This window comes from Streptomyces sp. 147326 (assembly GCF_045000215.1).
GTDB lineage: Bacteria > Actinomycetota > Actinomycetes > Streptomycetales > Streptomycetaceae > Streptomyces.
Map to the genome: position 1 here is coordinate 8,143,609 of NZ_CP134201.1, position 23,048 is coordinate 8,166,656.

Consider the following 23,048-nt stretch of genomic DNA (forward strand, 5'->3'; position numbering starts at 1 on the left):
CCCGTCCGGACGCGCGCGTGCGGCGCCGCAGGACTACGGGCGGCGGCCCTGGGCCCGGCGCAGGGTCAGGGCGGCGAGGGCCGCCGGGGCGCCGGACTGGCCGCGGACACCGGGAAAGGCGTTGACGTCCACGATCAGCGGTGTGCCGCCGCCCGTGTCGATGACGTCCACGCCGTAGACGTCCAGCGCGAACACCGTGCCCACCTCGCGCACCAGGCCGGCCCATCCGGACGGCAGATCATCCAGAGCCAGCGGCAGGTCGGGGCCCCGCCCGCCGGGCGAGAGCTCGGAGCGGCGCCGGGCCGCGAAGACCTGGTCCCCGATGGCCCACAGCTTGTGGTCCCAGCCGCTGTTGGGAGCGTACTCCTGCACCACCACCGGCTCCCGCGGCCAGACCCGCGCCAACTCCCGCAGCGCGGCGTCGTCGTCGGCGCGGGCGACGAGATCGCCCTTGCGGTTGCGCCGGCTCTTGACGACCACCGGAGCAGTGAGCCGGGCTCCGGAGGCCCACGCCGCGAGGGGGCCGACGGTACGCGTCGCGGCGAACGGCAGCCCGGCCCGCAGGGCGAGCCCGGCCATCTCCGTCCGGTCCTGGCACAGCGCCGTCGCCGCCGCGGAGTTCACCACGGCCGCGCCCCGCCGCTCCAGCTCCCTCGCGAGCCCCACGGCGTGCCGGGTCCCCGACTTGAGCAGGTAGACATCGGCCGGCCGCCGGGGCACCGGCACCGGCGCGTTCCCGGGCGGGGTCGGATCGAGCGCTTCGACGACGTGCTCAGGAGCCAGCAGCGCGGCGGCCCCCGCCAGCAGCGGATGCCCGGGCTCGGGGGTGATCAGGCCGATCCTCATATGTTTTCGCCCGCCCCCGCCGAGGCCTGCACCGGAATCGAGAGGGGCAGCCTCGGGAACGGCAGCGCCGCGGGTGGGGGCTGCGGTGAGGCCGCCTGGGGCTGCGCCCGGCCGCCCGCCCGCGCCAGCTCCAGCACCGCCCGGGCCACCCGCGCCGCCGCGTCCGGCACCTGACGGAAGCTCGGGAAGTCGTTCACGTCGACGACCACCGGCCCGTCCGGGCCCAGCAGCACGTCCACGCCGTACAGGTCCAGCCCGTAGACCGCCCCCACCTGGGCGGCGATCGCCGCCACCTCGGCCGACAACGGCACCCGGCGCTCCCGTACCGAGGGGTCCGGGTGCAGCGGGGAGCAGCGCTCGGTCGCGAAGAGCTCGCCGCCGACCCCGTACACCTTGATGTCCGTGCCCGAGTTGGGTACGTACGGCTGGGCGATCAGCATGCCCTCGCCCGCGAGGAGGGGAAGCACCGTCTCCAGCTGCTCCGGCGAGGACACCATGCGCACGGCCCGTCCGGAGCTTCCGTCGGCGGGCTTGACGACGAGCGGGTACTCCGCCGCCGGTACCTCCCTGAGCAGTTCGGGGCGGGCCACCGCGTACGTGGTCGGCAGCGGCAGCCCCCGGCCGCGCCCGATGGCGGCGGCCAGCGCCTTGTCCCGTACGCCCCGGATGGACCGGGCGTCGTTGACGGTGGTCATCCCGGCCGCGGCGGCGGCTTCGAGCAGGGTGAGCCCCGGCCCGCCGGAGACGGTCTTGAGCACCCAGGCGTCGTGCGCCCCGGTGCCCACGGCCTCGGACATGCGCAGCAGCGAGCCGCCCGGCCGCACCACGTCCACCTGGTGCCCCCACGCGGTCAGCTGCCCGATCACCTCGTTCGGCATGCCGTCGTGGCGGTAGTGCTCCTCCACCAGGAAGCAGAGCCTCATCGACCTTCCCCATATTCCCCGGACGTCCGCCGATTTCGTCCGGCGAGTTGTGACGTCACAGGATGTCATGGACCGCATTGTGATGATCGGTCCGGCTGTGAGCTTCCTTGCTACGCTGCCCGTTTTGGATCAACGGGGGAGGGATCGGGCATGGGCGATCACTGGACGGGGCTGCTGCACGGCCTGGCGCGGAACGAGGCCGCACCGGCGGACGCGCTGCTGCGGCTGCTCGGCCACGAAGACGAGTGGGTGCGACGAGCGGTTGCGAAGCGCGCGGTTCTGCCGCAAGAGGTGATCGAGGCCGTTCTGGTCCACCCGGACCGCCACGTCCGCATGGCCCTCGCCGAGAACGGCAGCATCGACCCCGGCCAGCGTGCCCGGCTGGTCGATGACCCGGCCCCGGCGGTGCACCTCACCCTCGCGCACGGCCCCTTGGCCTACCGGCGGCGGGTGGCCCCGCTGCCCGACTGGGCGTACGAGCGGCTGCTGAACCACCCGCGCGGCCTGGTGGGCCACGAACTGGTCGTGTGGGGTGCCCCGCCCGCCCACATCCTGACGGGTCTCGCGCATCACGAGCATCCGCCGTTCCGCAGGGCGGCCTGCCGCGTCTGGGACCGGCTCGCGGACGAGGCACGGGAGCGGCTCCTCCACGACGAGGACCCGGACGTGCGGCAGGCCGCGGCCCTGCAGGTCTGCCACGAGGACGAGGAACGGACCACCTGGCTGGTCGGTCAACTGGGGGACGGGTGGCAGGTGACCGAGGTCCTGGCGAAGGGCCGGCTCACCCGGGAACTCGCCGAACGCGTGGTCGCGGAGGGCGAACGGCTCGCGGCGATCGCCTCCAACCCCTCGCTCCCGCCCGACCTGGTGGCCCGGCTGGCCGTCGACCCCGACCCGCGGGTCCGGCTCCATGTCTCCGCCCGCCCCGAACTGAGCGAGTCCGAGCGCGCCGCCATCGACTACGCCGTGGACCCCGAGGACCGGCTGTCCACCCTCGACTGGGTGTGGGAGCGCCGTGAGGACGCCGCGTTCCTGCGGCGGTGCGCCCGGTCCCCGCACACCTGGCTGCGGCGCAGCGCCGCGGTCTGCCCGGGCCTGCCGTCCGACGCCGTGGAACTGCTCGCGCGGGACGATGACTTCGCGGTACGGCTGCTGCTCGCGGAGTTCCACCCGGAGCCGCCGCCCGAGCTGCTGCTCGACCTCTACCTGAACGGCACCCACCGCGCCGTGGGCATGCTGGTGACCCGCCCGGGCTTCCCCGCCGCCGGGCTCGCCGCACGCTTCGCCAACTCCCCGGACCCGGAGCGCCGGCGCCTGGCCCTGCGCGACCCCGGTCTGGAGCCGGAGCTCCTGGACCGGCTCAGCCGGGACCCGGAGACCCGCGCGGATGCCGCCCGGGACCCCCGGCTCCCCGTGGCCCGGATCCGCGAACTGCTCACCGATCCCGACCCGGAGACCGCGGCGGCCGCGAGGGCCGCCGCGGCCAACCCGGCGCTCCCGGCCGAGGACATGCGCCGCCTGCTCGACCGGGCCGGGGTGCCCGAAATCCTGGTGAATGATCCGACAAGCGGCTGCTAGGTTGATCGCGTGCCGAAGCTGAATCAGATCATCGCAGTGGAAAAGGGCGTCAAGTCCAAGTCCCTCCAGGAGCTCACGCAGGCTCACCACGACGTCCAGAAGCCCGCCCTGCTGGCCGGTATCTCCCGGACCTACCAGCCCAAGGACGAGGAGGGCGAGCAACTGCCGCCCGAGTCCACGCGGGTGCAGGTCAAGGCGGAGGACGTGCTGCGGGCGACCGCGGGGACCCTGACGCGGCTGTTCGACGTGACAGCCACCAAGGACTGGGCGAACCGCTCCGCGGCCGCCGACGTCGTCGTGGACGGGACGGTCCTGCTGGCGCAGGTGCCCGTGCCGTACCTGCTGTTCCTCGAGAAGCAGCTGACGGACATGCACACCTTCGTACGGAAGCTGCCGGTGCTGGACGCCTCCGAGTCCTGGAACCTCGACCCGTCGACGGACTCCTGGAAGACGGACCCGGTGCGCACGATCCGCACCAAGAAGGTGCCGCGCAACCACGTCAAGGCCGAGGCCACCGAGAAGCACCCGGCGCAGGTCGAGGTCTACTACGAGGACGTCCCGGTCGGGTACTGGACGACCGTGAAGTTCTCCGGAGCACTGCCCGCCCGCCGGGTCAACGAGCTGCTCGACCGCGTGGAGAAGCTCCAGCAGGCCGTCAAGTTCGCCCGCGAGGAGGCCAACAGCGCCGAGGTCACCGACCAGCGGGTCGGGGACGCGGTGTTCGGCTACCTGTTCAGGTAGCCCCGAAATCTCCCCCTGTATGTCTGCAGGGGGTGCGCGAGAGCGCAAGCTGAAACTGATGTTGAAGCTGAACAGGGGTGTCAGTTGGGGGTTCGAATCCCTCCCCCGGCATTGCGTGCCGGGGTGGCCCAAGCTGGTAGAGGCGGCCCCGTTAATCTCAGATTCTCGCTCCAGTCTCAGTATTCGCCGCCGAACACCGGATCGACCGAGCGTGGACGATCATCGATGGATGGGGGTTCAAGTCCCCTCTGTGCCTCTTTCGTGGCGCGGTAGTTCAAAGGTAGAACACGTCGATCTCAGAATGATCCGCGACTCTTAAACGTGCCGGTGTGCGCAATTGGGTGGCACGCAGGAGCCCGGGAGCTGGATATGCTCCCGGGCTCCGTCACACCCCGGTCAGGCCGGTACGGACACGAAGGTCCGGCCCGCCTCGTTCTCCACGAGGACCGCCTTGACGTTCGCCGGATCCACCGCCGCAGAACCGTCCAGCGACGCGCCCTTGCCCTCGCCCTTCTCCTGGCCGCCCACGACCCAGCTGCCCGCGGTCGTGCGCGTACCGTCCTTGGAGACCACGACCAGCCGGCACCGCTCGCCCTGCGGCACTCCCGTGACCGCCGCGTGCAACCGCACCCACTTGGCGGCCGGCGTCATCTGGACGGTCACCCGCGCACCCGTGCCCGGATCGGTCGCGGAGAGCACCTTGGTCCCGGCGGGCGGCGGCGAAGGGTCCGCCGAAGCCGTCGGGGACGGCGGTACGGGCAGGGCGACGGAATCGGGATCACCGGCGCCCAGCTGCGCACCCGCCCAGAACACGGCGGCCAGCGAGGCCGCCACGGCCAGTCCCGCGAGCCCCGCGCGCCGGCGCTCGGCACCGGCCCGCTCACCGCGCATCTGCCGCAGGGTGCGCTGGAGCAGCAGGTCCCCGCCCTGCGGCGGCCCGTCGAGGAACGCCTCCTCGGGCACCTCGCCCAGTGCCGCTTCCATCTCGCGCAACGCGGCCACCTCCTCCCGGCACTGCACGCATCCGCTCATGTGATCCTCGATCCGGCGGACCTCCTCGGCGTCCAGGACGCCGAGCACGTACGGGCCGAGCAGTTCCTCCTCGTGCCGCTGCCGGTTCATGCCACCACCTCACGCAGTCCGGCCGGCCGCTGGGGCGGCCCGCCCGGTCGTTTGCCATCTCTGAAGCTGCTGTCCTTGGAACGCTGGTCCCTGAAGACGTCGCGCAGGGCCTTGAGCGCGTAGTGCGAACGCGATTTGACCGTGCCCGCCGGGATGCCGAGGGCGTCCGCCGCCTCCGCCACGCTGAGCTGCCGGTAGTACAACTCCTTGAGGACGTCACGGTGTTCCGGCGACAGCTGGTCGAGGGCCCCCAGGACCGTCATGCTGTCCACCACCGCGTCGGCGTGGTCCGCCTCCACCGGGGGAGTGGCCGAGGCACCGGAGACCTCCGGCGGCCGTGCGGCCCTGGCCCGGTACCGGTCGGTGATGATGTTGCGGGCCACGGTGAGCAGCCAGCCGCGCACCGAACCCTTTCCGTTGACCAGGACTTCGGAATGCCGCCAGGCCCGGATGAGCGTCTCCTGGACGACATCCTCGGCGGCGGCCCGGTCCCCGGTCAGCCGGGTGGCGTACGCGAGCAGGGCGTGACCGTGCTCCTCGTACACCGACTTGATCAGTGCCTCATCGGTCGAGCCCCGCCGAGTGCGGGGCCACAGTGGTCCGGCCATCTCACCCTCTCCGTCTTCCTCGCTTACGTGGTGCGGTCGGAACACGCCGCCGGTGCCCGCACGGTTCACGTGACCTGCGTCACTCAGACCCGGCAGGCGCGCCCCTCGTTGAGGCAGCCGACGACAGCGGCCATCTGCCGGTCGGTCATCGCGTTGACGAACATGGCGTGGTCCGTCTTCGGGCTGTGCCGCTGCTCGGGGAAGGAGTCGAGCGCCACGGGCACTCCCGCGGGGACCTCGTAGGCGAGGGAGACGCGCAGTTCGGGCACCGGGAAGAAGTCCGGCGGGCAGACGCCGTTCGTGCCGGGGAAGCGCAGGTGCGAGCGGTGTCCGGCGCCGGCGGTGTCGATGCCGTTCCAGCAGCTCGGAAAGACCAGGGTGCGGGTGACCCGTTCGTCCCCGGGGCAGCGCGGGTAGCGGGTGGTGGACCGGTCGGGGGAGCCGGAACACCCCCAGCGGGCCCGTACGTCGGCGTCGCCGGCCGCCGTGTACGCGACGGCGTCGCCCGTCATCCCGCGCAGGAAGCGCGGCATGGCCACCACCTTGCTCACCGGGCTGCCGCGGAACTCCACCAGGACCGAGACCTCCGGCAGGATCTCGCCCGTGTTCCCGTGCCCCGCCGAGTGCTCGTGGGGGCGCGTACCCGGCCGGTCGAGGCGCCGCAGGACGGGCCAGTAGTACGTCGACCGGTCGCCGCCCCTGCAGCTCGTGGCGGCCGCGGCCAGGGAGGCGTCGGTCGACATCGCGTCCGTGGACAGGTTCCCCACGTACGCGTGCGTGTGGTGGGCGCCGGCCCGCAGGCCCGGCGAGACCACCAGATTGTCCTCGTTGTAGTGGCCCTGCTCGTTGCGGCCGCAGTCCACCACCACCGAGCCGGTGGATCCGTCGGCCCCCGGGGCGGGAGCGGCCGCCGGGACGCGCGGAACGTCGCGTATGTCCACGTAGTCGGAGGGCGCCGGACGCCCGGCCACGGTCCCCCCGTGCGGACCGGCCGCTCGCGAGGCACCCAGCACCGCGGCGGTCAGTCCGCCCCCCAGGACCAGGCAGATGACGAGTGTGAGCAGTCGGCGTTCTTTCCCCATGGCGGTCACGGTTGCCGGTGGCGCGATCGTCGTCAACCTGGCATCCGCATGGCGGTCGCCACCCGGCCGTCGGCCACCGTACCCACCCGTCCCCACCAGCCACTCAAACCCCTTGGAGGGGGCTCCGGTTGGCCGTGCGCGTGCTTGCCCGGCCATGCCGCGACCGCGCAGAGTGGGGCGCATGACATCAGCCGCGACACCCGCCGAGCTCCTGCAAGCATTCGCCCGCACCCGTGCCTCGCTCGACGGCAGCGAGGTCACGTTCTGGTGGACCGGTGATGTCCACTCCTGGGCCCCGGGCGAGCCCTACCGGCGCCTCTTCGGCTTCGAAGGGCTCAATGTCGCCCGAATCGTCGCGGACGAGGAGAGCGGCGGCTACCAGCTGCTCTCCAGGGAGGCCGCGTTCTACCTGGACCCCCGGACCCGGGAGATCACGGAGACCTGGGAGGGCAAGCCGGTGGTCCACGTCTGGAACGACCCGGCCAACCAGAAGTGGCGGCCGTTCCCGGTGCCCGTGACCGAACTGGGCGACCAGGTCTGCTTCAGCCTGGAGATCCCGCTCGCCTACCCCTCGCCCCTGCCGGTCGACGAGTACCCGGCCCAGTCGGCCGACGACACCTACCGGGCACTGGAGCTCTTCCAGTTCTTCGCGCCCGCGACGGTGCTGGCCACCGACGCGGTGAGCGTCCCCTCGACGATGTCCTGGACGCGGATGTCCCCGTGGCTGCCCTGGATGGAACAGGGCGCGCGCCCCGGCGGCCTCACCTTCCACTGCCGGGGCCGCAAACTCGACGCGTACGCGCAGGTCCCCGAGCGCACCCGCGCGTACATCGCGGACCACCACCCCGAATTCGCCCACGCCCCGGAGAAGTGGAGCGAACCGAACGAGACCAGCTGGACCTACTTCCGCAAGCTGTTCCCGCCCAGCTAGGCCTTCCGGATAGCCCGTTCGGCGGCAACCCCGCGTCGCTCGCGCACCCGCAGGGTCCCAGCCGCCAGAATCACCGATCGGTGAGGGGGACCAGGCACACCGCAGGAGGACGAACGGCGTGGAGCTGTCCCGGCGCGATCTCATGAAGGGGGCCGCCGCCGGCGGGCTCCTGCTCGGCTTTCCCGGGCTCACCGTGCAGTACGAGGCCACGGCCGCACCGCCGTCGGCACCCCTGGCCGAAGCGGTCGCGGCCGCCTGCGCCCGCCTCGCCGACCAGGGCTGGCGCACGCTCCTGCGCACCGTCACCCGCGGCGCCCTGGACATCGGCGCCGCGGACCTGGCCGCCGAGCTGGCCAGGCCGATCCCCGCCCTCGACCGGTCCGTACCCGGCTTCGGGGACTTCGCGGCGACGCTGCCCGCGCGCGGCATCGAGCCCGGCAACCCGGCACGGAGCCTGCTGTACCACGCCTTCGCCTCGGCGGCCGTCCTCACCGACGGCCGCGGCCGCACCCTCGGCGCCTTCCCCACCCTCGCCGAGATCGAAGCCGTCGAGAACTACGTCTACGGAGTCCGCCCGCCCACCCTCGACGGGCTCAGGGAGATCGCCGGGGACAACCCCCTCGGCGTCGTCGTGTTCGCCCTCGACTACCGCGACGCCACCGGCTCCGTGCACGGCCGCCACGCCGACCTGTGCTTCTCCCGGACCGGCATCACCAGGATGGGCAACACCGGACCCCACTACGACGCGCGCGGCCGCCAGTTCGCCGCCCACGACCCGAAGCGGCCGTTCGTCTTCCGGACGGTGCCGCAGCGCTTCGCCCCGTACCTCGCCATGCAGGTCACCGGCGCCGACAGCCGGCTCTTCGGGCCCCGGAACATCGTGTCCGGCGACGACGAGCGGGCCTTCTGGGTGCCGCTGCACAAGCTCTTCCCCGGCCGGGAGTGCGTCGCGGGCCTGGACCTGTCCCTCTCCCTCGATGCGCACCTGGTCAACGAGAAGCTCAAGCGGATGCACCTCTTCCTGCGGGAGCAGGGCTATCCGACCGAGTGGACCGGCAAGGACCTCGGCGCCTTCCCCTTCACCATCCGGGGGGACAAGATCGCCGCGCTGCTGCCCCCGCAGCAGGCCCACGGCGCGGGGGTCCTCGCTCCGCAGCCGCACGCCTTCGCCAACCGGGCCCGGTTCGCCGGCGAGTGGCTGAGCTTCGACGTCTCCTCCGATCTCGTCCAGGACCCGGGCATCCTGTACTTCTCCTCCGTCCAGCTCATCCCCGGCGCGGTCGAGACCGAGCCGACGTACATGCAGGGCGCCGCCCCCGACAACGACAGGCGTTCCCCCGAGTACGTCAACATCCGCCACCGCCTGCACGAAGACGGCCGGCTGGAGGACCTCAACCTCAACCCGGACATGGACGCGATCATCCGCAAGGGCGGCTACCGGGCCCAGCACTGGATCGACTTCGCCGGAGACGGCTTCGTCTCCGTCCACTGCCCGCAACTCGCCACGGAGATCGACACCTTCAAGCCGGCCTTCTGCAGCGTCGCGCCCCCCGACTTCTTCCCGCACGTCAACCAGCACGACCTGGCCCAGTGGTGGCGCACCGTGGTGCCCGAGGAGACCCGGGACGCCCTGTGGGCGGTACCGCCGCGTCCGCTCTCGGAGTTCCGCTTCGCCGGCGACATCACCCTCCCCAAGGGCTTCGACATCTACGACGACACCCTCACCGCCGTGGTCGGCCGGCCAGAGCCGGGGAAGCCGGCGGCGCGCCCCCTGCCCGACGACGCCCGCGGTCGCTACACGGGCCTCCCCGACGCGGCCGCCGGGGTGACCGACCCCGGCTGGGAGCTCAGCCAGGGCCTCGTCTACAACGAGCCCGGGGCGCCGCTCCAGCGCTACATGCAGGCGTACAGCCTCGGCACGCCCTTCCTGGAGGACGCCAAGCTCTGTGCGGCACTGGGCAGTTACTGGCCCTCGGTGGCGCCGGACGCGACCCGTACCTTCACCCCGCTCAAGGACGCGCCCGGTTTCCCCTACCCGTGGCCGACGATCGTGCCGATGACCGACGCCGAGATCGGCATGGAGGAGGTCCGCGGACTGGGCCGGCTGCCGTGGGACGGGATCCGCGGCCCCGAGGTCAGGACGGCCGGCGGCCGGGAGGTGGTCGCCTACCAGGACATCGACCGGGCCGACTACATCACCACCCAGGACCGGCTCACCGCGCGTCTCACGGCCCGCGTGGACCTCGCGGAGACCAAGGCACGCGTGCTGTCCATGTCGGCGGTCTACTGGAGCCTCGGCATCCACGACCCCGAGTTCGTGACCCGCTTCGGGGACCGGGCGGTGATCGAGATCCTCAAGGCCAAGTCGGCGTGGGCCGTCCTGTCGTTCACCGTGGTGGAGGCGGGCGACAGCGGGCTCGCCGAGGCCGAACGGGCCGCCGGAGGCCGGTTGGCCGGACCGCGGCGCCACCGGTTCCGGATCTACCGGCCCGGGGCGGAGAGCCGCGACCCCGCTGACATCCAGAAGGTCCTGGTGGAGATCGCCGAAGACGTCACGGCCTACACCGACGGCCGTACGGTGCTGCTGCGCAGGGACGGAGGCCCGTGGACGCGCGACACCTCCGTACCGTCTCCGGAACCGGCGCCGACGTCCTGATCGCGGGGGCCGGTCCCGCCGGCTGCGCGGCGGCCGTCGTCTGCGCCGGCGCCGGGCTGCGGACCGTCCTCGCCGAACGCCTGCCCGGCCCCGTGGCCCGCCCGGGCGAGGCGCTGCATCCGGGCGCCGAGACCCTGCTGGCCCGGCTGCTGCCCGGCGGATTCGCCGACGCGGTCCGGGCCCGGCACGAAGGGATCTCGGTCGGGTGGGGCACGGAGCCCCGGTTCGAGCCGTTCGGGCGGGACGCGGGCGGACCCTGGCGCGGTTTCCAGGTGGACCGCAGGCGGCTGGACGCGCTGCTGCTCGACCGGGCCAGGGAAGCGGGGGCGGAGGTCCGCCTCGGCTGCCGGGTCGGAGAACCGGTCGTCGAGGGCGGCGCGGTGACCGGAGTCCGGCTGGGCGCTTCCGCCGCACCGCTGCGCACCCGTACGGTCATCGACGCGACCGGCCGGGCCCGCTGGCTGAGCCGCGCCCTCGGCCTGACCGCCCCGCCGCGCTCGCCGCGGCTGCTGATCCGGTACGGCTACGCGGCCGGGTCCTGCCCGCAGCGGGACGCGGCCCCCGCGATCACCGCCGACCGCACCGGCTGGACGTGGACCGCGCGGGTGGGCCGGGACAGGTACCAGTGGATGCGGCTGGACTTCGTACCGGCGCAGGGACGGCCGCGCGGCGGGCCGCCGGAGGAGTTCGCGGGCCTGGTGCCCGAGGGCGCGGCCCGGTCGGCGGACGTCAGCTGGCGGCTGTGCCCGAGGGCCGCCGGTCCGGGCTGGTTCGTGGCCGGGGACGCCGGAGCCCTCCTGGACCCCGCGTCGTCGCACGGTGTGCTGCGGGCCCTGCTGTCGGGCTGGACGGCGGGGTCGCTGGCCGCCGGGATCGCGGGCCGGGCCCTGGAGGGGGCAGAGGCCGCCGGAATGTACGGGAGCTGGCTGCGGGAGGGAGCCGAGCGCGACATGGCCGAACTGTCGGCGCGCTACGCGGAGCTCGGCGCCCACGGCTTCGGCTGACGAGCCGGTCCCGGTCCCCGCGCCCGATCCCCGCGCCGCCCCGGCCCCGGTCCCCGCGGACCGGAGGGCGCGGGCCCCGGTCCCCGCGGACCGGACGGCGCGGGCCGGGCCCGGACCGGGCGGGACGGACGGCCGTCCTCCGCAGGCCGCCGCCCGCCGTCGGAACCCCTGGTCACCGCGGCCCCGAGGGACCCCCGGGGGGTGCGGCAGGGGCCGGACAAGGGTTTTCCCCGTATCGAGTTCATCGCCGCGTTGCCTACTGTCTGCCCACCGGCGATCTTCCCCAGGCCGGGCGGTACACACGCCAACCCCACATGGCGTGTAGGCCCCACCGTCCGGGGGAGCGCCGGGACGCCGTTGCCCCTGCCTCGCCGTTGCGGCCGGGACAGCGTGGCGCGCGGCGGCGGCCGGGGCGAGACCGACCACCTCGCTCCCGGCCCCGCAGCCGCCGGAACCTCCCACACTGCACCGACCGGCCGCTCCGGCCTGCCCGGAAACGGCCCGCGAAGGGGAACACGTGCACGCTTCCAGACGTCGGCTCATATCCGTGGCGGCCATCTCCGTCACCCTGCTCGCCGGATCCGCCACCGCCACCGCCTCGGTGGCCGCGGCCGTCGAGACCCCCGGCACGGCGCCGGCCGCCACGGTCGCCGCCACCGCGCCGGTCCAGAACCTCATCGTCGGCTACAAGTCCTCGGCGACCGAGGCCAGCTCGAACACCGCGGCCGCCGACGACGCCGCCGCCAAGGGCAAGAAGGCCGGCAAGAAGGCGAAGTTCGACCGCCGCCTCGGCACCGGAGCGGCCCTGGTCAACCTCGGCGGGACCGTGGCCCCGGCCGACGCGGCCGACGTGATGGCCCAGTTCCGCGCCGACCCGGACGTCGCCTACGTCGAGCCGGACTCCCGCGCCTACGCCCAGGCCGTCACCCCGAACGACACCGAGTACGCCAAGCAGTGGGACCTCTTCGAGCCCACCGCCGGCATGAACGTTCCCGCCGCCTGGGACAAGACCACCGGCTCCGGCGTCACCGTCGCCGTGATCGACACCGGCTACGTCGCCCACTCGGACGTCGCCCCGAACATCGTCGCGGGCTACGACTTCATCTCCAACTCCGCCGACGCCCGCGACGGCAACGGCCGCGACAACAACGCCGCCGACCAGGGCGACTGGAACGCCACCGACGGCGAGTGCGGCCTCGGCTCCAAGGCCAGCAACTCCTCCTGGCACGGCACCCACGTCGCGGGCACCATCGCCGCGGCCACGAACAACTCCAAGGGCGTCGCCGGCATCGCGTACGGCGCGAAGATCCAGCCCGTCCGCGTGCTCGGCAAGTGCGGCGGCGCCACCTCGGACATCGTCGACGCCATCACCTGGGCCTCGGGCGGCTCCGTGGCCGGTGTCCCGGCCAACGCCACCCCGGCCAAGGTCATCAACATGAGCCTCGGCGGCTCGGGCGCCTGCGGCACCAGCTACCAGAACGCCATCAACGCCGCCGTCGCCCGCGGAACGACCGTCGTCGTCGCCGCCGGCAACAGCAACGCGGACGCGGCCAACTTCTCGCCCGCCAGCTGCAACAACGTGATCAACGTGGCCTCGAGCAACCGCGCGGGCGACCGCTCGTACTACTCGAACTACGGCGCGATCATCGACGTCGCCGCCCCGGGCGGTGAGACCCGCCGCGCCACCGACACGCCCGGCACCGTCACCACCCCCGAGAACGCCATCCTCTCCACGCTGAACGCGGGCACCACCACCCCCGGCGCCGAGAACTACAAGCCCTACCAGGGCACCAGCATGGCCGCCCCGCACGTCGCGGGCCTCGCAGCCCTGCTGAAGTCGGCGAACTCCTCGCTGACCCCGGCGCAGATCGAGTCGGCGATCAAGACGAACGCCCGCCCGCTGGCCGGCACCTGCACCGGCGGCTGCGGCACCGGTCTCGCCGACGCCGCCGCGACCGTCGCCGCCGTCACCTCGACCCCGCCCACCCCGGCCTTCGAGAACGGCACGGACTACACCATCGGTGACAACACCACCGTGGAAAGCCCGATCACCGTCACCGGGAAGACCGGCAACGCCCCGGCCGCCCTCAAGGTCGGCGTGAACATCGTCCACACCTACATCGGTGACCTCAAGGTCGACCTCGTGGCCCCCGACGGCAGCGTCTACACGGTCCACAACCGGGCCGGCGGCAGCACGGACAACATCAACCAGGTCTTCACCGTCAACGCCTCCTCCGAGGTCGCGAACGGCACCTGGAAGCTCCGTGTGAACGACAACGCCGGCGGCGACACCGGCAAGATCGACTCCTGGAACCTCGCGTTCTGAGGTGCCGGTGACCGGCTTCCGGCCGGTTCCCGGTCCGGCCGCCAACTTGGCCTGACGGGCCGATAGTACGGACCAGTAATGATCCCCCGGACCTGCTGATACACCTCGTATCGGCAGGTCCGCCGGGTTTTCCCGGCACGTGACTGATTTCTGCGTCACAATCCGGGTCCGCCCGCCATCCGACCTCGTATTGTCGCCTCTCACAGGAAGGGCACAGGAGCTGGGGACCGGAAGGCTGGTGGCTGTGCGTGGTGGCGGCGACGGGGAACGCTGACACGAGTGTCGGACACGGTGAACTCATCAAGGCGGTCGACCATGCGCTGACCACGCACGGCCGGGCCCTTCTCACCGGACCCGCGGGCGCGGGCAAGACCGAGGTCGTCCGCGCCGTCGCGGCCGCGGCGGAAGCCCGGCGCGAGAGCGTGCTCCGCCTCGCCCCCGAGGCCGCCGACCAGTGGATACCCGAGGCGTCCGCCGCCGCCCTCCTCGCCTCCGTCCCCGGCGCCGCCCTGGACCAGCTCTCCGGCCCCCAGCGCACCGCCATCGCCCTGCTGCGCCGCGAGGCCGACGCCCCCCGCGCAGGCCGCGACCACATCGCGCTGCGCCTCGCCGTCGTCGAGGTGCTCCGCACCCTCGCCGCCCGCCAGCCCGTTCTGCTCGTCCTCGACAACGCCCAGTGGCTCGACGCCGAGAGCACCGACCTCCTCCGCTTCGCGCTGCGCCTCACCCCGCCCCGCGTACGGGTCCTGGTCGCCGAATGCGTCCAGGGCGGAGCCCCGGTCGGCGAACCCCTCTGCGGACCCGGCGTCCCCGTGATCCGGGTTCCCCCGCTCGGCGCCGACGAGGTCGCCGAACTCCTCGTCCGCCACTGCCTCCCCGCCCGCCTCGCCGGCCGCATCCACCAGGCCAGCGGCGGCAACCCGCGCCTCGCCCTCGCCCTCGGCCACTCCCTGGCCGAAGCCGCCGAGGCCCGCGACAGCAGCGCCCACCACGCCGACCCGCTGCCCGTCTCCGGACAGGCCCGCGAGGTCGCCCGCCGGCTCCTCGCCGGGGTCCCCGCCCAGGCCCGCCGCACCCTGCTGCTCGCCGCCCTCGCCGCGCGCCCCACCACCTCCCTGCTCCGCCGGGCCGGCCGCCCCGACGCCGAGGCCGAGCTGGCCGAGGCGGAACGGGCCGCACTGGTCAGGGTGGGGGAGGACGGCACCGTGGAGTTCACCGCCGGCGCCCTGCCCACCGCCCTCGCCGCCGACGCGGGCTGGCCCGAACGCGCCGCCGGGCACGCGGCCCTGGCCGCCGCCGTCGACGACCCCGTCCAGGCCGTACGCCACCGCGCGCTCGCCGTGGACACCCCCGACCAGTGGCTCGCCGCGGAGATCACCGAGGCCGCCGCGGCCTGCCGGCGCCGGGGCCAGCGGGTCCTCGCCGCCGAACTCGGCCTGCTCGCCGCGGAGCGTACGCCGTCCTGGCTGGCCGGCGAGGAACTGGCCCGGCTCGTCGCGGCCGCCGAGGACGCCGGCTGGGCCGGCCGCGCCGACCTCGCGCGCCGCGCCGCGCGGGCCGTCCTGGCCCGCGACGCCTCGTCCGCCGACCGGGTACGGGCCCGGCTCGCCGTGATCGACGCCGCCGGGCAGGCCCTGGGCGCCCTGGACGAGACCTTCGCTTACGCCATGGACGAGGCGGCCGGCGACCCCTCGCTCCAGGCCGCCGTCCAGCTGCGGATCGCCTGGAAGCACAACCTCAGCGACGGCGACCCGGTCCGCTCCCGCGACGCCGCGGCCGAGGCCGGCCGCCTCGCCGCGCTCGGCGGCGACCAGACCGCCGAGGCCATGGCCCTGACCGTACGGGCCCGCATGGGCCGCATCCTCGGGGACACGGACGCCGAGGAGATCCTGGCCGAGGCGCTCGCCCTGCCCGCGCCCGAGGTGCCGCTCGGGATGCGCAACGCACCGCAGTACCTCGCCGTCCGGCACGCCCTCTTCGACGACCGCCTCGCCGACGCCCGTCGGCAGCTGATGGTCCTGCTCCCGGCGGTCCAGCGCACCGGCTCCGCCGAGGACGTCTTCGAGGTCCTGCGCAGCCTCACCGAGGTGGAACTGCGCAGCGGCCGGTGCGAGGCCGCTTCCGCCCACGCCCGCCGGGCCCTGGAGCTGACGATCGAGGCGGGCCTGTCGCCCGGCCCCGCCTGGTACGTCGCCGCGATGGCCGAGGCCACGGGCGGCAGCTTCGCGCGCGCCGCCGGATACGCCCGGCGCGGCATCCAGGCCTCGCAGGAGGAGCAGGACCAGGTCTTCCTCTCCCGCAATCTGCACGCGCTCGGCCTGGTCGAACTGGCCACCGGAGAGGCGGCGAAAGCGGTCGCCACCCTGCGCCGCGTCGCCGCGCTGGAGGCCGCCCAGCAGGTGGTGGACCCCTCGGTCCTGCGCTGGCACGGGGAGCTCGCCGAGGCCCTGATCGCCGCGGACGCACCCGGTGAGGCCGCCGGACTCCTCGACCGCGTCGGTGCGGTCGCCCTGCGCCTCGGCCGCACCGGGGTCGTCGCCGCCCTCGACCGGGCCCGGGGCCTGTGCCTGTCCGCCCAGGGCGAGGCCGACGAGGCCGTGCACCTGCTGGAGGCCACGGCCCAGCGGTTCGACGCCCTGCAGCTGCCGCTGGAGCGCGGCCGTACGCTGCTCGCCCTCGCCCGGGTGGAGCGGCGACGGCGCAGGCGCGCCCCCGCCCGCGCGGCGCTGCGGGCGGCGGCCGAGGTGTTCGGCCTGGCCGGGGCGGCCCCCTGGACGGAGCTCGCCAGGGAACCCGCTCCCGGCGAGGGAGGCGGTGCGCAGGCCCCGGCGGCCGCGGTGCTGACCGAGGCCGAGACCCGGCTCGCCCTGCTCGTCAGCCAGGGCGCCAGCAACCAGGAGGCCGCGGCGAAGCTGTTCCTCAGCGTCAAGACGGTGGAGGCACGGCTGACCCGCATCTACCAGAAGCTCGACGTCCGCTCACGCGCCCAGCTCGCGACCGCCCTGCGCACCCGCTGACCGCGCCGCGGATCAGCAGCCCAGGTTGTTCCCCGGGGTCACCCCCAGCAGCTGCGTGAAGCCCTGGTACTTCGAGATCCGGCTCTGGACCTGGGCGGGGTTGCCCCCGTTGCACTCCAGCGAGCCGTTGATGGAGCGGATGGTCTCGCCGAAGCCCGCGCCGTTCACCATCGCGGCGTGGGCGGTCATCGTGCCCGGGCCGTTCTGGGTGTTCCAGTACCAGAGCGCCGTCTTCATGGCGACGGCCGGATCCTGCTCCACGAGGTACGGGTTGGCGAGGAGGTTGATGCCCAGCGCGTCACCCGCCGCCTTGTAGTTGAAGTTCCAGCTCAGCTGGATGGGCCCGCGGCCGTAGTACGCCGCCTGGCCCGCCGGACAGCCGTACGGCTGGCCCGCGTCGCAGTAGTGGGGGTAGTTGGCGGTGTTCTGCTCGACGATGTGCACGAGCCCGCCGGTCTCGTGGGAGACGTTCGCGAGGAAGGCGGCGGCCTCGCGCCGCTTGACGGTGTCGTCGCCGGTCTTGGCGAAGCCGGGGTAGGCGGACAGCGCCGCGACCAGGCCGTTGTAGGTGTAGAAGGGGTTCCGGTTCGGGAACATCTGGTTGAACTGGGCCTCGGAGACCACGAAGCCGGACGGGTTGCCGGGGTCCGGGTCCTGGCCCCCGCCGCCGCAGACGCCCTGGTCCGACCAGACGCCCCACTGGCCGGTGGTGCCGGGCGTCTCGCCCTGGGTCCACCACTTCGCCTGCCAGTTGTGTCCGCCGTACGAGGCGCTCATGCCGTTCGTGTAGACGCCGGAGGAGGTCCAGGCGCCGGCGCAGGGGGCAGCCGCGGAGGCGGGGGAGGAGGGGAGGGCGACGGCGAGGCCGACGGTGACGGCCGCGGCGGCGGCCAGGGAGAGGGCGCGGCGGCGAAACGCACGTATCACGTAACTGCTCCTTCAGCGGGGGGAATTGCCGTGGGGGCAACAGTGCCCACTGAAGCGAGAGTGGTCTGTACCTGTCAAGGTCTAGACCAAATGAAACGCGCCGGTGGCATGCGTTACGCGTGACACCGGCGCGGAATGGGGTCGATCAGCTGCCGGCGGAGACGTTGCCGGAGAGGACCGGGATGTTGCTGAGGATGTGCGAGGCCGCCTCGTCACCCTTCGCCTGGGTGGAGTTCTCGGTGCACTGCTGGTTCTGCGGGTTCGACAGGACGCTGATGTCCTGGGCGCCGACGTTGGCGAGGACCGCGAACAGGGACTGGGCGTTGACCTTGGCCGGCAGGCCGATGCACAGCTTGTTGAGGGAGCCCTGGACGGCGCTGAGCTGCGGGCTCATCTTGCCGTGGGTCTCCTGGTTGCCGTAGATCTGCGCGGCGCCGTTCCCGTTGACGGTGGTGACGCCCTCGTCGTTGCCGATGGCCATGGCCGGGGAGGCGAGTGCGGCACCGGCGCCGAGCACGGAGGCGGTGACGGCGGCGGTGGCCATGAACTTCTTGAACATGTGGGGGATCCTTCTGTCGCACTGTCGCATGAGATAGCTGCCCTCGGCGGGACGAGCTGATCAACTGCTGACGGTGCCAGGGGTTATCCTCCCTCACCCGGGTGGCCCAATGGCGGGTGGAGTCGCCCGGTCCCGCCGCCGCGGCGGCGAGACTGAGCTCCTCGGGTCCGAGGGTCAGCCGGTCTTGCGGCGGACCTTCTTGTTCTTGCCGCCGGGGCCGCTGCTGGCGCCCTGGACCTTCGCCCGGCTCTGGTGCGCCTGCTGGGACTGGGCGTTCGCCGCGTTGCGCTCCAGGGCCTCCCGGAACTTGCGCTTGGCCGCATCGGCCGGGGATTCGTCCTGCGGGGTGTCTGTTTCGTCAGCCATTCGTCCTCCTGGGGTGATCAAGCCGTTTCAGTCTGTCAGGTGGCGTGCGCGCTGACCAGCGAGTTCGCCGCGACCCCAAGGGTAACTTGGGGAGGTCATAAGAGTTGATTATGGGGTCATAAAGCGATACCGGGTGTTGGGTTAGGCTTACCTTCGTTTAGGGTTCCCCTTGATCCACCTTGATCCACCTTGCCGTCGCTCGAAGGGAACCCCTGCCATGCCTCGCCCTCTGCGGGTAGCAATCGTCGGCGCCGGCCCCGCCGGAATCTATGCCGCCGACGCGCTGCTGAAGTCCGAGGCCGCCGTCGAGCCCGGTGTGTCCATCGACCTCTTCGAGCGGATGCCGGCGCCCTTCGGCCTGATCCGGTACGGCGTCGCCCCCGATCACCCGCGCATCAAGGGCATCATCACCGCCCTGCACCAGGTCCTCGACAAGCCGCAGGTCCGCCTCTTCGGCAACGTCGACTACCCGAACGACATCAGCCTCGACGAGCTGCAGTCCTTCTACGACGCCGTGATCTTCTCCACGGGCGCCACGGCCGACCGCGCGCTGACCATCCCGGGCGTCGAGCTCGACGGCTCCTACGGCGCCGCCGACTTCGTCTCCTGGTACGACGGCCACCCGGACGTCCCGCGCACCTGGCCGCTGGAGGCCGAGAAGGTTGCGGTGCTCGGCGTCGGCAACGTCGCCCTCGACGTCGCGCGCATCCTCGCGAAGACGGCCGACGAGCTGCTTCCGACCGAGATCCCGGCGAACGTCTACGACGGCCTCAAGGTCAACAAGGCGCTCGAGGTGCACGTCTTCGGGCGCCGCGGTCCCGCCCAGGCCAAGTTCAGCCCCATGGAGCTCCGTGAGCTGGACCACTCGCCCAACATCGAGGTCATCGTCAACCCCGAGGACATCGACTACGACGAGGGCTCCATAGCCACCCGCCGCGCCAACAAGCAGGCCGACATGGTCGCCAAGACGCTGGAGAACTGGGCGATCCGGGACATCGGCGAGCGGCCGCACAAGCTGTTCCTGCACTTCTTCGAGTCGCCCGCCGAGATCCTCGGCGAGGACGGCAAGGTCGTCGGACTGCGCACCGAGCGCACCGAGCTCGACGGCACCGGCAACGTCAAGGGCACCGGGGACTTCACCGACTGGGACGTCCAGTCCGTTTACCGGGCCGTGGGCTACCTCTCCGACGAGCTGCCGAAGCTTCCCTGGGACGTCGACTCCGGCACCGTCCCGGACGAGGGCGGCCGCGTGATCGAAGCCGGCGCCCACCTGCAGTCGACGTACGTCACCGGCTGGATCCGGCGCGGCCCGGTCGGCCTGATCGGCCACACCAAGGGCGACGCGAACGAGACCGTCGCGAACCTGCTCGCCGACCACGCGGAAGGCCGCCTGAGCGCGCCGGCCGCACCCGCGCCGGAGGCCGTCGAGGCCTTCCTCGCCGAGCGCAGCGTCCGCTACACGACGTGGGAGGGCTGGCACCGGCTGGACGCGGCCGAGAAGGCCCTCGGCGAGCCCCAGGGCCGCGAGCGCGTGAAGATCGTCGAGCGCGAGGACATGCTCGACGCCAGCGGGGCGTAGTGCGCGAGGGCCGGGACCCCATCGGAGCCCCGGCCCTCTGTACGACCTGCGGCGGCGCTGTCCGGGCAACGGGACGGCAGTTCCTTCAGACGCCCCGGTCCCGCTCCAGCACGCCCCGTACGAAGGCCGCCTGCCCGGCATGCTGGAGGTCGTCCGTCAGCACGCTGACCAGGCGTACCCCCAGGGTGACCGGCGGGTCCCAGCGCTCGTCGACCACCCGGTCCAGTTCGGCGGCGGCGAGCCCCCGGACGAACCGCGCGGTCCGCTCGTGCACCGCGTCGAAGTACCCCAGCAGCAGCTCGCCAGAGTCGACCCGGACGGTGTAGACGTCCTGCGGCGAGTGCCCGTACCCGGTCGCCCCGGCGGGCAGCGGCAGCGCGAACCGGTCCGACCACCCCTCGGAGTCCCACACCTGCCCGGTGTCGGCCGCGTCCGCGAGGTGGTCGTCCTGGATGCGGGTCAGATGCCAGATCAGCCAGGTGATCGAGTTGGCCGCCGGGTCCACGCGGGCGTTGAGCAGCTTCGCCGGGACCCCTTCCACGACCTCGTGCACGATCTCCCGGATGCGTCCGAATCCGTCGGCGATGACGTCCGTAGCCTTCATGCACCCACCATGCAAGGCCCGGCGGTCCCCCCGCCGCGAACGACACGCGGCAAGGGGGACCGCCGGGCCGGCGGTGGGTCGGTCAGCGGGTGGCTTCGGCCGTCTCGGTCTTCGCGGCCGCCCCGGTCTGCGCGGACGCCACCACGGTGCGGTGCCCGCCCCGCAGGCCGATCCAGCTGATCACCGCGACCAGGGCGAAGGCCACGGCCCCGATCCCGAAGGTGAGGGTGAACCCCGACTCGGCGGGCAGCGGGGGCACGCCCGCCGGCAGGTGCTCGATGGTCTTCGAGGCCAGGATCGTGGTGACCACGGCGCTGCCGATCGCGCTGCCCGTGGAGCGGGAGATCGAGTTGATGCCGTTGGCGATGCCGCTCTGGTGGTGCGGGACGCTGGACATGATCACGGCGGGCATGGCCGCGTAGCCGAAGCTGACGGCCGCGCCGACGACCAGTCCGGCGCCGATCACCGAGAGGCTGTGCTGGTGGTCCAGGACCAGCCAGGCGAAGCCGGTCGCGCCGAGCGCGGCGGCCAGGGCCAGCGCCGTGCGCGGACCGCGGTGGCGCACGATCTGGCCGCCCACGGGAGAGGCGAGCAGCGAGACGATGGCGCCGGGCAGCAGGAACTGCACGGAGGCGCGCAGGATCGACGCGTCGAAGCCGTAGCCGGTGAGCGCCTCGGGCATCTGGACGAGGTACGAGACGCCCAGGAAGTTCGCGAACATGCCGAAGCCGACGAGGACGCCGGCCAGGTTGGCCATGAGCACCGGGCGGTGGACGAACATCTTCATGTCGACGAGCGGCTCGCGCACCTTGCGTTCGACGAGCACCCAGACGGCGGTCATGACGGCGGCGCCGGCGAAGCTGCCCAGCGTACGGGCGGAGCCCCAGCCCCACTCGTGGCCCTGGGAGATCGGCAGGAGGAGCAGCAGCAGCGCGAGGCCGAGAGTCAGCGCGCCGAGGAAGTCGGTGCGCCCGCCGGTCTTGTGGCGGGTCGCGGGCACCAGGAAGACGACCGCGAGCAGGGCGAGGACCGCGAAGCCGGTCGCCATCCAGAAGGCGTTGCGGTAGTCCGCGTCGGACCCGGAGGTGAGCAGCCCGGTCGCGACGAGCGCGAGGCCGCTGCCGAACGCGAGCGTGCCGCTGACCAGCGCCATCGCGCCCGGCAGCTTCTGCGGCCGGACCTCTTCGCGCAGGACCGACAGGGCCAGCGGGAAGATCGCGGTGGCGGCTCCCTGGAGCACCCGGCCCAGGATCAGCAGGGGCAGCGAGGACGCCAGCGCCGCGATGACGGAGCCGACGACCATGACGCCGAGCACGGCCACCAGGGTGGGCTTCTTGCCGTGCTGGTCGCCGAACCGGCCCAGCAGCGGGGTGAAGACGGCCGCCGACAGCAGGGTGGCGGTGGTCACCCAGCTCACGTTCGCGGTCGAGGTGTCGAGGTCGTCGCGGATGAGGCCCAGGATCGGGACCGGCAGGGTCTGCATCATCGACACGACCATGGCGGCGAGACTCAGGGCGAAGACGATGACCGTCTCGTTCCGGGGCCCGGAGGCCGGGGTGGCGGGGGAGGGGGTGCTCATGGCTGGGGGGACCTTCTTCGTGTTTCGGAGCTGAAGAGCTTCGGAACGCAGATGTTTGACTTCCTCAAGTAACTCGACTGACGGTAGACGTCGATAGTTAAGGTGGTCAAGTAAACAATTGATAATGTCAAACATCCTGAGTACGCTCCAGGTATGAGCGACACCGCCACGCACGCCCCCACCAAGCTCCAGCTGCTGGAACTGCTCGCGGCCATCGGCACCGCCCAATGGCGCGAGTTCGCGGCCGCCGCCGCCCAGCACGGCCTCACCTCCACCCAGGCCAGGGTCCTCGCCCAGCTCGACGGACCCGTGCCCATGCGCGGCCTCGCCACGCTGCTGGTGTGCGACGCCTCGAACGTGACCGGCATCGTCGACCGCCTGGAGGCCCGCGAACTGGTGCGCCGCGAGCCGGACCCCGCCGACCGCCGCGTCAAGAACGTCGTGGCCACGGACGCGGGCCGCGAGGTCATCCGCCGCGTCCGCGAGGAGATGCAGGACATGCACGGCGCGCTCGACACCCTCGACGAGGCCGAGAGCGCGACGCTCTACGCCCTCCTGGGCCGCCTGCGCCCCTCGACGGAGAAGGGCGCCTGAAACGCG

General features: G+C 72.9%; 19 protein-coding genes. 9 read left to right on the plus strand and 10 right to left on the minus strand.

The window, feature by feature from the left end; all coding sequences use genetic code 11:
• Window positions 1–33: 33 nt before the first annotated feature.
• Together RIU97_RS37490 and RIU97_RS37495 are read right to left on the minus strand one after the other, a co-directional pair.
• The gene (locus tag RIU97_RS37490) at window positions 34–846 is read right to left on the minus strand and encodes a RimK family alpha-L-glutamate ligase (protein WP_404961931.1); all 813 of its coding nucleotides are present in this window, start codon (window positions 844–846) and stop codon (window positions 34–36) included.
• Entirely contained in the window at window positions 843–1,769 is a 927-nt protein-coding gene (locus RIU97_RS37495; RefSeq protein ID WP_404961932.1) for a RimK family alpha-L-glutamate ligase, read from the minus strand. Before RIU97_RS37495 ends, RIU97_RS37490 begins: the two co-directional genes overlap by 4 nt.
• 150 nt (window positions 1,770–1,919) lie before the next feature.
• Between RIU97_RS37495 and RIU97_RS37500 the strand changes: the two genes are divergently transcribed.
• Together RIU97_RS37500 and RIU97_RS37505 are read left to right on the plus strand one after the other, a co-directional pair.
• On the plus strand, window positions 1,920–3,347 hold the full coding sequence (locus RIU97_RS37500; protein ID WP_404961933.1) for a hypothetical protein: 1,428 nt from the start codon (window positions 1,920–1,922) through the stop codon (window positions 3,345–3,347).
• A 9-nt stretch (window positions 3,348–3,356) separates the two neighbouring features.
• Entirely contained in the window at window positions 3,357–4,088 is a 732-nt protein-coding gene (locus RIU97_RS37505; protein WP_362859388.1) for a hypothetical protein, read from the plus strand.
• 396 nt (window positions 4,089–4,484) lie between these two features.
• Here the strand turns inward: RIU97_RS37505 and RIU97_RS37510 are convergent, their stop codons facing one another.
• From RIU97_RS37510 to RIU97_RS37520, 3 genes are all read right to left on the minus strand, one after another.
• Window positions 4,485–5,210 (minus strand): zf-HC2 domain-containing protein, encoded by a 726-nt coding sequence (locus tag RIU97_RS37510; protein WP_404961934.1) that lies wholly within the window; start codon window positions 5,208–5,210, stop codon window positions 4,485–4,487.
• The gene (locus tag RIU97_RS37515; RefSeq protein ID WP_404961935.1) at window positions 5,207–5,818 is read right to left on the minus strand and encodes a sigma-70 family RNA polymerase sigma factor; all 612 of its coding nucleotides are present in this window, start codon (window positions 5,816–5,818) and stop codon (window positions 5,207–5,209) included. Before RIU97_RS37515 ends, RIU97_RS37510 begins: the two co-directional genes overlap by 4 nt.
• 83 nt (window positions 5,819–5,901) lie before the next feature.
• Complete coding sequence (locus tag RIU97_RS37520; RefSeq protein ID WP_404961936.1) at window positions 5,902–6,900, minus strand: DUF1996 domain-containing protein; 999 nt, start codon at window positions 6,898–6,900, stop codon at window positions 5,902–5,904.
• Window positions 6,901–7,081: 181 nt separating this feature from the next.
• Here RIU97_RS37520 and RIU97_RS37525 point away from each other — a divergent pair, with 181 nt between their 5' ends.
• From RIU97_RS37525 to RIU97_RS37545, 5 genes are all read left to right on the plus strand, one after another.
• Window positions 7,082–7,831, plus strand: a complete 750-nt coding sequence (locus RIU97_RS37525) for a DUF1838 family protein (RefSeq protein WP_404961937.1) — start codon at window positions 7,082–7,084, stop codon at window positions 7,829–7,831.
• A 118-nt stretch (window positions 7,832–7,949) separates the two neighbouring features.
• The gene (locus tag RIU97_RS37530; protein WP_404961938.1) at window positions 7,950–10,487 is read left to right on the plus strand and encodes a twin-arginine translocation signal domain-containing protein; all 2,538 of its coding nucleotides are present in this window, start codon (window positions 7,950–7,952) and stop codon (window positions 10,485–10,487) included.
• Window positions 10,436–11,491: an NAD(P)/FAD-dependent oxidoreductase gene (locus RIU97_RS37535; protein WP_404961939.1), complete on the plus strand. Its 1,056-nt coding sequence runs from the start codon at window positions 10,436–10,438 to the stop codon at window positions 11,489–11,491. Before RIU97_RS37530 ends, RIU97_RS37535 begins: the two co-directional genes overlap by 52 nt.
• A gap of 517 nt (window positions 11,492–12,008) precedes the next feature.
• Window positions 12,009–13,817: a S8 family peptidase gene (locus tag RIU97_RS37540; protein ID WP_404961940.1), complete on the plus strand. Its 1,809-nt coding sequence runs from the start codon at window positions 12,009–12,011 to the stop codon at window positions 13,815–13,817.
• Between the two features lie 248 nt (window positions 13,818–14,065).
• On the plus strand, window positions 14,066–16,834 hold the full coding sequence (locus RIU97_RS37545; protein ID WP_404961941.1) for an AAA family ATPase: 2,769 nt from the start codon (window positions 14,066–14,068) through the stop codon (window positions 16,832–16,834).
• A 12-nt stretch (window positions 16,835–16,846) separates the two neighbouring features.
• Here RIU97_RS37545 and RIU97_RS37550 read toward each other — a convergent pair whose 3' ends face one another.
• From RIU97_RS37550 to RIU97_RS37560, 3 genes are all read right to left on the minus strand, one after another.
• A complete protein-coding gene (locus RIU97_RS37550; protein ID WP_404961942.1) occupies window positions 16,847–17,761 on the minus strand; it encodes a glycoside hydrolase family 19 protein in 915 nt (304 codons plus the stop codon).
• A gap of 145 nt (window positions 17,762–17,906) precedes the next feature.
• On the minus strand, window positions 17,907–18,320 hold the full coding sequence (locus RIU97_RS37555) for a rodlin (protein ID WP_404961943.1): 414 nt from the start codon (window positions 18,318–18,320) through the stop codon (window positions 17,907–17,909).
• A 174-nt stretch (window positions 18,321–18,494) separates the two neighbouring features.
• On the minus strand, window positions 18,495–18,686 hold the full coding sequence (locus RIU97_RS37560; RefSeq protein ID WP_030725782.1) for a DUF5302 domain-containing protein: 192 nt from the start codon (window positions 18,684–18,686) through the stop codon (window positions 18,495–18,497).
• A 217-nt stretch (window positions 18,687–18,903) separates the two neighbouring features.
• On the opposite strand from RIU97_RS37560, the gene RIU97_RS37565 reads away from it, so the two are divergent.
• Window positions 18,904–20,265 (plus strand): FAD-dependent oxidoreductase, encoded by a 1,362-nt coding sequence (locus RIU97_RS37565; protein WP_404961944.1) that lies wholly within the window; start codon window positions 18,904–18,906, stop codon window positions 20,263–20,265.
• 85 nt (window positions 20,266–20,350) lie between these two features.
• Here the strand turns inward: RIU97_RS37565 and RIU97_RS37570 are convergent, their stop codons facing one another.
• Together RIU97_RS37570 and RIU97_RS37575 are read right to left on the minus strand one after the other, a co-directional pair.
• Entirely contained in the window at window positions 20,351–20,869 is a 519-nt protein-coding gene (locus RIU97_RS37570; RefSeq protein ID WP_404961945.1) for a DinB family protein, read from the minus strand.
• Window positions 20,870–20,951: 82 nt separating this feature from the next.
• Window positions 20,952–22,448: an MFS transporter gene (locus RIU97_RS37575; RefSeq protein ID WP_404961946.1), complete on the minus strand. Its 1,497-nt coding sequence runs from the start codon at window positions 22,446–22,448 to the stop codon at window positions 20,952–20,954.
• A gap of 153 nt (window positions 22,449–22,601) precedes the next feature.
• Here RIU97_RS37575 and RIU97_RS37580 point away from each other — a divergent pair, with 153 nt between their 5' ends.
• Complete coding sequence (locus tag RIU97_RS37580) at window positions 22,602–23,042, plus strand: MarR family winged helix-turn-helix transcriptional regulator (protein ID WP_404961947.1); 441 nt, start codon at window positions 22,602–22,604, stop codon at window positions 23,040–23,042.
• Window positions 23,043–23,048: the final 6 nt, after the last annotated feature.

Bases quoted from the DNA above. Each gene is read 5' to 3' on its own strand.
- RIU97_RS37490 (WP_404961931.1), bottom strand. From the start codon at position 846: ATGAGGATCGGCCTGATCACCCCCGAGCCCGGGCATCCGCTGCTGGCG.
- RIU97_RS37495 (WP_404961932.1), bottom strand. From the start codon at position 1,769: ATGAGGCTCTGCTTCCTGGTGGAGGAGCACTACCGCCACGACGGCATG.
- RIU97_RS37500 (WP_404961933.1), top strand. From the start codon at position 1,920: ATGGGCGATCACTGGACGGGGCTGCTGCACGGCCTGGCGCGGAACGAG.
- RIU97_RS37510 (WP_404961934.1), bottom strand. From the start codon at position 5,210: ATGAACCGGCAGCGGCACGAGGAGGAACTGCTCGGCCCGTACGTGCTC.
- RIU97_RS37515 (WP_404961935.1), bottom strand. From the start codon at position 5,818: ATGGCCGGACCACTGTGGCCCCGCACTCGGCGGGGCTCGACCGATGAG.
- RIU97_RS37520 (WP_404961936.1), bottom strand. From the start codon at position 6,900: ATGGGGAAAGAACGCCGACTGCTCACACTCGTCATCTGCCTGGTCCTG.
- RIU97_RS37525 (WP_404961937.1), top strand. From the start codon at position 7,082: ATGACATCAGCCGCGACACCCGCCGAGCTCCTGCAAGCATTCGCCCGC.
- RIU97_RS37555 (WP_404961943.1), bottom strand. From the start codon at position 18,320: ATGTTCAAGAAGTTCATGGCCACCGCCGCCGTCACCGCCTCCGTGCTC.
- RIU97_RS37560 (WP_030725782.1), bottom strand. From the start codon at position 18,686: ATGGCTGACGAAACAGACACCCCGCAGGACGAATCCCCGGCCGATGCG.
- RIU97_RS37565 (WP_404961944.1), top strand. From the start codon at position 18,904: ATGCCTCGCCCTCTGCGGGTAGCAATCGTCGGCGCCGGCCCCGCCGGA.
- RIU97_RS37570 (WP_404961945.1), bottom strand. From the start codon at position 20,869: ATGAAGGCTACGGACGTCATCGCCGACGGATTCGGACGCATCCGGGAG.
- RIU97_RS37575 (WP_404961946.1), bottom strand. From the start codon at position 22,448: ATGAGCACCCCCTCCCCCGCCACCCCGGCCTCCGGGCCCCGGAACGAG.
- RIU97_RS37580 (WP_404961947.1), top strand. From the start codon at position 22,602: ATGAGCGACACCGCCACGCACGCCCCCACCAAGCTCCAGCTGCTGGAA.